Annotated in this window: 6 protein-coding genes; 4 read left to right on the top strand and 2 right to left on the bottom strand. The window is 39.3% G+C overall.

What is annotated here, in order from left to right; translation table 11 throughout:
• Positions 1 to 393 precede the first annotated feature (393 nt).
• On the top strand, positions 394 to 783 hold the full coding sequence (locus ACIQZG_RS19330) for a ribonuclease HI family protein (RefSeq protein WP_402757101.1): 390 nt from the start codon (positions 394 to 396) through the stop codon (positions 781 to 783).
• Between the two features lie 236 nt (positions 784 to 1019).
• Here ACIQZG_RS19330 and ACIQZG_RS19325 read toward each other — a convergent pair whose 3' ends face one another.
• Positions 1020 to 1682, bottom strand: coding sequence for a Dph6-related ATP pyrophosphatase (locus ACIQZG_RS19325; RefSeq protein WP_402757100.1), 663 nt, complete (start codon positions 1680 to 1682; stop codon positions 1020 to 1022).
• 415 nt (positions 1683 to 2097) lie between these two features.
• On the opposite strand from ACIQZG_RS19325, the gene ACIQZG_RS19320 reads away from it, so the two are divergent.
• The 3 genes from ACIQZG_RS19320 to ACIQZG_RS19310 all read left to right on the top strand — a co-directional run bounded on the left by ACIQZG_RS19320 (position 2098) and on the right by ACIQZG_RS19310 (position 4448).
• Positions 2098 to 2910 carry a transporter substrate-binding domain-containing protein gene (locus tag ACIQZG_RS19320; RefSeq protein ID WP_402757099.1) on the top strand — a complete coding sequence of 271 codons (813 nt, stop codon included), beginning with the start codon at positions 2098 to 2100 and terminating at the stop codon, positions 2908 to 2910.
• A gap of 123 nt (positions 2911 to 3033) precedes the next feature.
• Positions 3034 to 3690, top strand: a complete 657-nt coding sequence (locus ACIQZG_RS19315; protein WP_402757098.1) for an amino acid ABC transporter permease — start codon at positions 3034 to 3036, stop codon at positions 3688 to 3690.
• Positions 3691 to 3701: 11 nt separating this feature from the next.
• Positions 3702 to 4448, top strand: a complete 747-nt coding sequence (locus ACIQZG_RS19310; protein WP_402757097.1) for an amino acid ABC transporter ATP-binding protein — start codon at positions 3702 to 3704, stop codon at positions 4446 to 4448.
• Positions 4449 to 4812: 364 nt separating this feature from the next.
• Here the strand turns inward: ACIQZG_RS19310 and ACIQZG_RS19305 are convergent, their stop codons facing one another.
• Positions 4813 to 6003: an MFS transporter gene (locus tag ACIQZG_RS19305; RefSeq protein ID WP_402757103.1), complete on the bottom strand. Its 1191-nt coding sequence runs from the start codon at positions 6001 to 6003 to the stop codon at positions 4813 to 4815.
• Position 6004 lies beyond the last annotated feature (1 nt).

The raw sequence follows: 6004 nt of genomic DNA, 5'->3' as shown, positions 1-6004 counted from the left end.
CAAAAATCTTATTAAATTTAAAGTATAAAGAAATCGGGGTTCATTTGGGTTAAGGTGCTGTAAATTTACAGCACCCCAACATTTGATTTAGAACCTCTATTATGAACGGAAGGTCTTTTCTAGACAACTATTTTATTTAAATTAATCCATTTTTGATGATGGTGCAAACTGATACATGTTGTACAATAGAAATGTATTAGGTGTGTTGATTAAGGGGATATCGTATCAATTCATCAAGATTTAACGGATTGTAGTAGTGGGCGGCTTTCACACTCGCAAAAACAGGAAAGCGAGTAGCCAAAACCTGAAATCCACTTTTCAATAAATAGGATTGGACAAAATTAGTTGATCAATACAGCTGGTACATTATTTTTTTGCAAAGTAGGGATTCACATGTTAGAAGTTTATATTGATGCTGCAAGTGCCGGTAATCCTGGCCCAAGTGGCATTGGCATCTTCATCAAAGGTGAAGGTCATCATGAGCAAATTAGTGAATTTATAGGGTCATCCAATAATCATATTGCAGAATTTACCGCTCTCATACGTGGTTTAGAAGAAGCAAAAAAACTTGGCACATCACTTGTTTCCGTTCGTTCCGATTCAAAAATTGTTGTTGCCTCTATGGAAAAAGAATATGTAAAAAACGAAGAATTTAAACCTCTCCTTGCGCAGGCATTACAACTTGCTGCGAGTTTCGATCTATTCTTCATCAAATGGGTACCGAGTGACCAAAACAAAGCCGCAGATGCGTTAGCACGTGCGGCGATTTTGAAAGGTAAATAAAGCATAGTGTCTTGTCGCACAAGTTGAGTGAATTCACTCCCATCTTGAGCGACTTCACTCGCAACTTGAGCGACCTCACTCCCAACTTGAGCGACCTCACTCCCAACTTGAGCGACTTCACTCTCATCTTGAGCGACCTCACTCCCAACTTGAGCGACTTCACTCTCATCTTGAGCGACCTCACTCCCAACTTGAGCGACCACCAGTATGGTGAATTATGTAGTGCAATTTTATCTTCAATCTTCTTCTAATGAAACTGGAGAGAAAACATAATGTTCTCTTTCTATAGGGGTAGCAACCGAAATAGGAACACGTTCAGAGAAAATTGGTCCATCCACTACGATTGTGTGAAATTCTCCGTTCTCGCCACAAGCATCGATGCCTGCTGCTTCTAGTTCCTCCATTAAATCTTTTGTTAACCTTTTACCGACATAGGAAGCAGGCATCATCTTTGTATTCACGACAATTATCCACGCTTCAAAACCAGCTTCTAATAGTTCTTCCACTACTGAGCGTCTCGCAAAGTTCCACAACGGATGAACTGCGACAATATCCGATTTCGCACATGTTGTTTGGACCCATTTTAAATGATCTTCCAAATCAATATCACCGAACACGCCGTGTGTAATGCCTTCCGCTCGACATGTATCCATCGCATCGATAAATTCTTCTTCATAGGAGCCCCAACTTGCAGATTTAGTTAAAAGAGGTACGCCTAATCGATCGACTTGTGCTTGTACAACGTCTAAAGGAATTGCATGAGACTTAGAAATCTCGTTATCTTCCTCAAACATCGTCAATATTTTTTTCGGAACCATGCCTATTTGCAATGCATGATAATAAGCTAGTGCCGAATCTTTCCCACCACTCCATGAAGCAACGAAAAGTTCGTTTTTCATAGTAGATTCACTTCCTTTTTAATAGTTGCTACCTCGTTAAATTATTCAACTCAACATTAGCGTAATTTTTACAGCTCTATCTTAATGTAAGAGAATATTTAGGGAATGTCGAGTTATTCATTTTGAGAGATAAACTGTTTAATTTCGACTCATCCATTTCCTCATTTCACTCACCCCTCATATCTCCTTAGACTGTATTTTCTAAAAAAGGTATGGCACAAATTAATTGCAACTCTCTCAATACAAAAATTTCTAAATAGATTCGTTTTTCCAATTATTCAGAATAAAGTATTGACAACTTATTATCACGGTGGTATCCTTTGACACATTAGTAGTTTAGCGAACGAAAGCGTAAAATTACTATATTCTAGCTTTCTAGTAGGACATTTATTATTTATGTGAGGGGAAAATGACTATGAAACGTATTTTTACATTACTTTTCGCGTTCACAGCTGTACTTTTTTTAGCAGCTTGTGGTACATCTGATGAAAAGAAACCAAATTCAGACAACTCGACTGGCAAAGAAGAAACACCACAAACAGAAAAAATCATTGTTGGGATCGATGACCAATTTGCACCAATGGGCTTCCGCGATGAAAACAATGAAATCGTAGGCTTTGATATCGACTATGCTCGCGCAGCTGCGGAGCATATGGATGTAGAATTTGAATTCCAGCCAATTAACTGGGACTCAAAAGAAGTAGAACTACTTAGTGGTCGTATTGATTTAATCTGGAATGGATACACAATTAATGATACACGTAAGGAACAAGTATTATTTACGAAGCCTTACTTAGCAAATGCGCAAGTTGTGGTAACAAAAAAAGATTCTTCCATTAAAGAACTTAGTGAATTAGCTGGTCTAGAAGTTGGACTTCAAGCTAAATCGTCTGCACTTGATGCATTAAATGCTCACCCAATTCATAAAGAAATTAAAAAAATTACTGAATTTAAAGATAACGTTTTGGCATTAACAGATTTAAAAACAGGTCGTGTGGATGCTGTCGTGGTCGATGCGGTTGTAGCAGAATATTACATGACACAACAGCCTGATACATTCAAACTATTAGAAGAATCACTTGCACCTGAACAATATGGTGTTGGTGTAAAACCTGGCAATGAAGCTTTACTAGAAAAACTTCAAGCAGCTTTAGATCAAATGAACGAAGATGGTACTGCAGCTGAAATCTCTGAAAAATGGTTCGGAGAAAACAAGGTTTTAAAATAATTGAATGTGATGAAAGAGGCTGTCTAAATCGTATTTGAGACAGCCTCTTCTGTGCGAAAATTAAGGCTATCCACTAAGTGATAATTCATTTAGTGGATGACCCCTTTTGGGAGGGAAATTATTATGGCGGACTACTGGCAAACAATGATCATGCCGATGCTTGAAGGAGCAAAAATGACAGTACTGCTGTTCATCATTGCAATTCTTGTATCGATTCCACTAGGCTTCTTACTTACATTAGCTGCGAAAAGCCGCTTCAAACCGCTAGCTTGGTTTGCACAAACGTATATTTATGTAATGCGTGGTACGCCACTATTACTACAGCTTTTATTAATTTGCTTTGGTTTACCAATGATGCCGGTAATCGGAGAATACCTTGTACTTGATCGATTCGTAGCGGCTTGCCTCGGGTTTATCTTAAATTACGCAGCGTACTTTGCAGAAATTTTCCGTGGAGGCTTGCTTGCCATTGATAAAGGCCAATATGAGGCTGCACAGGTACTCGGTTTATCAAAATGGCAAACGACAACTCGTATTATTATGCCACAAATGTTCCGTGTGGCACTGCCCGCATTGTCTAATGAATCCGTGACACTTATAAAAGACACAGCACTTCTATATGCAGTAGCCGTTCCAGAGCTACTTCACTTCGCACAAACTGCCGTAAACCGTGATTTCACGATTGTACCGTACTTTATCGCAGGGGCTATTTATTTAGTGATGACGCTCATCTTAACGGTAGTATTTAAGTGGTTGGAAAGACGTTTTAAATTTGAATAGAGGTGAATCATATGGCACTTGTTGAAGTAACGAATTTGAAAAAATCATTCGATGAGCTAGAAGTACTCAAGCAAATCACATTCAATATTGAGAAAAATGATGTTGTTGCCGTAATCGGTCCATCTGGTTCGGGTAAAAGTACCATGCTTCGTAGTTTGATTCATTTAGAAGAAATTAACGGTGGTAGTATTTTTGTGGACGGTGACTATTTAGTAAAAGACAATACTTACGCCAAACCACAAGACATTAAAAAGATTACAGCGAAAATGGGCATGGTGTTCCAACACTTCAACTTATTCCCCCATTTAACTGTGCAACAAAACCTAGAAATCGCACCAGGCTTACTGAAACCCGAATCGCCTGAAGCAATTGCTCGTCGCTGCCAAGATTTACTACAAAAAGTAGGATTGCTCGATAAAGCAAAAGCCTACCCTGCCAATCTATCGGGTGGGCAAAAACAGCGCGTTGCCATTGCACGTGCACTAATGATGAATCCGCAAATTTTATTATTTGATGAACCAACCTCTGCCCTCGATCCAGAGCTGACTGGTGAAGTATTAAAAGTAATGAAGGATTTAGCCGAGGAGCATATGACAATGATTGTCGTAACGCACGAAATGGGCTTTGCCAAAGAAGTGGCAAACAAAGTTGTGTTTATGGACGGCGGAGAAATTATCGAAGCCAATTCTCCAGAAGAATTCTTCACAAATCCGCAAAACGATCGTACAAAAGCATTCTTGCAGAAGAACTTGAAGTAATAGGTTAAGGGGATGTCCAATAAGTCTCTTTCAGTAGAATAACTACCTTTCTATATAGTAAAAATCCGCTTCGCTTTCCGCAGGCACAGCATAAGTCGCAACCCTCGCTACGCGCGGTTTGTTACGTCTTACTTCTTGTGCTATTCCTGCAGGAGTCTATGCGGATTTTTAACTGTATATCAATAAAAAGCTACTCTCAGTAAACTATTTTACTTTTAGGACAGTGCATATATAAATGATTACTGTATTGGCATATTAAATGAAGTCTGCCAAATTCCTTGTTCATTTTTTAGCATCCCTACTAACATATCTCTATTTGTAAGAGAGGCTTTCAATCTACTTAAAGTACGAATATGTACTCTTTCTATATATGAACAACATTCTTCGCCTTGATTTTTGCTAAGCGAAGTAAATATACTATAAATACTACCACTAGAACCCCTGCCCCTGTTAAGTAAACGGATGCATAGCCTGCTTGTACCGCAACGATTCCTAAGATGTAGGAGCCTAGCGCAATCCCAAGGTCAAACATTGTAAAGTATGTCGCCGTTGCATAGCCGCTACGGGTATGTGCCGTCGATTGCACAGCTAATGCCTGTAAGCTAGTCGTCACAGCCCCGTAGCCAAAACCGACAAAAATAGCCGCCGCTAGAAACAATACAGGACCTGACACAAAGGCAAGCATCACTAATCCTATAGCAAATAAAATGATCCCCGGAATAATTACATATTGCGCACCTTTTGTATCATAAAGCTTCCCTGTATACGGGCGTGTAATCAACATTGATGCGGCAAATACGGCATAGAAGACGCTCGCTATCGCCATCAAATCCTTTTGCTGTGCATACACCGATAAGAACGATAAAACACTCGCATATGCGAATGCTACTAAACTAGCAATCGCAGCAACCGGCAATGCACGGCGTTCAAGTAAATCACCGAATGTAAATGTTAGCTTCCCTTGATGTGCTGGCTGCGGTAAGTCATCCGTATTCACAGAAATCGCCAATAGCCCGCCAGCTAGGACGCAAATACTCATCACAATAAATAACACATTAAAGCTACTATACTGAATTAGTAGTAAGCCAACAAATGGACCAATGACAACTGCCAGATTCGTAGACATAGCAAAATAGCCAAGCCCTGCCCCTTTTCGACTTTTGGGCACAATATCCGCCGCTAACGAACTAACAGCCGTTGTAATAATACTAAAGAAAATCCCCTGAATAAAACGTAAACCAAGTAGAAGTCCAAATGGATCAATCAATAAATATAAAACTGTACAAACAAAATAGCCCACAATCGAAAGGACTAGCAGTTTTTTCTTGCCGAATACATCCAATAGTTTACCCGAAAACGGACGGACAATAATGGCAGATAATAAGAAGCTTGATAGTAATAAGCCAGCTTCTTTATCAGTTTGATGCAGGATGCCTATTGCATATAACGGTAACGTTGTCACTAAACCATAAAACACAAAAAACACCGAAATGTTGATCAAAAATAAACTGATGAACCTTTTCGTCCAAATTTGCGTATTTTCTTCTTGTTGCATA

It is taken from the genome of Lysinibacillus sp. NPDC096418 (assembly GCF_044762775.1).
Lineage (GTDB): Bacteria > Bacillota > Bacilli > Bacillales_A > Planococcaceae > Lysinibacillus.
This window is presented reverse-complemented; position numbering and strand designations above follow the sequence as displayed.

Excerpts from the sequence above, each read along its gene's own strand:
- ACIQZG_RS19310 (WP_402757097.1), top strand. The coding sequence starts at position 3,702 with ATGGCACTTGTTGAAGTAACGAATTTGAAAAAATCATTCGATGAGCTA.
- ACIQZG_RS19325 (WP_402757100.1), bottom strand. The coding sequence starts at position 1,682 with ATGAAAAACGAACTTTTCGTTGCTTCATGGAGTGGTGGGAAAGATTCG.
- ACIQZG_RS19320 (WP_402757099.1), top strand. The coding sequence starts at position 2,098 with ATGAAACGTATTTTTACATTACTTTTCGCGTTCACAGCTGTACTTTTT.
- ACIQZG_RS19315 (WP_402757098.1), top strand. The coding sequence starts at position 3,034 with ATGGCGGACTACTGGCAAACAATGATCATGCCGATGCTTGAAGGAGCA.
- ACIQZG_RS19330 (WP_402757101.1), top strand. The coding sequence starts at position 394 with ATGTTAGAAGTTTATATTGATGCTGCAAGTGCCGGTAATCCTGGCCCA.
- ACIQZG_RS19305 (WP_402757103.1), bottom strand. The coding sequence starts at position 6,003 with ATGCAACAAGAAGAAAATACGCAAATTTGGACGAAAAGGTTCATCAGT.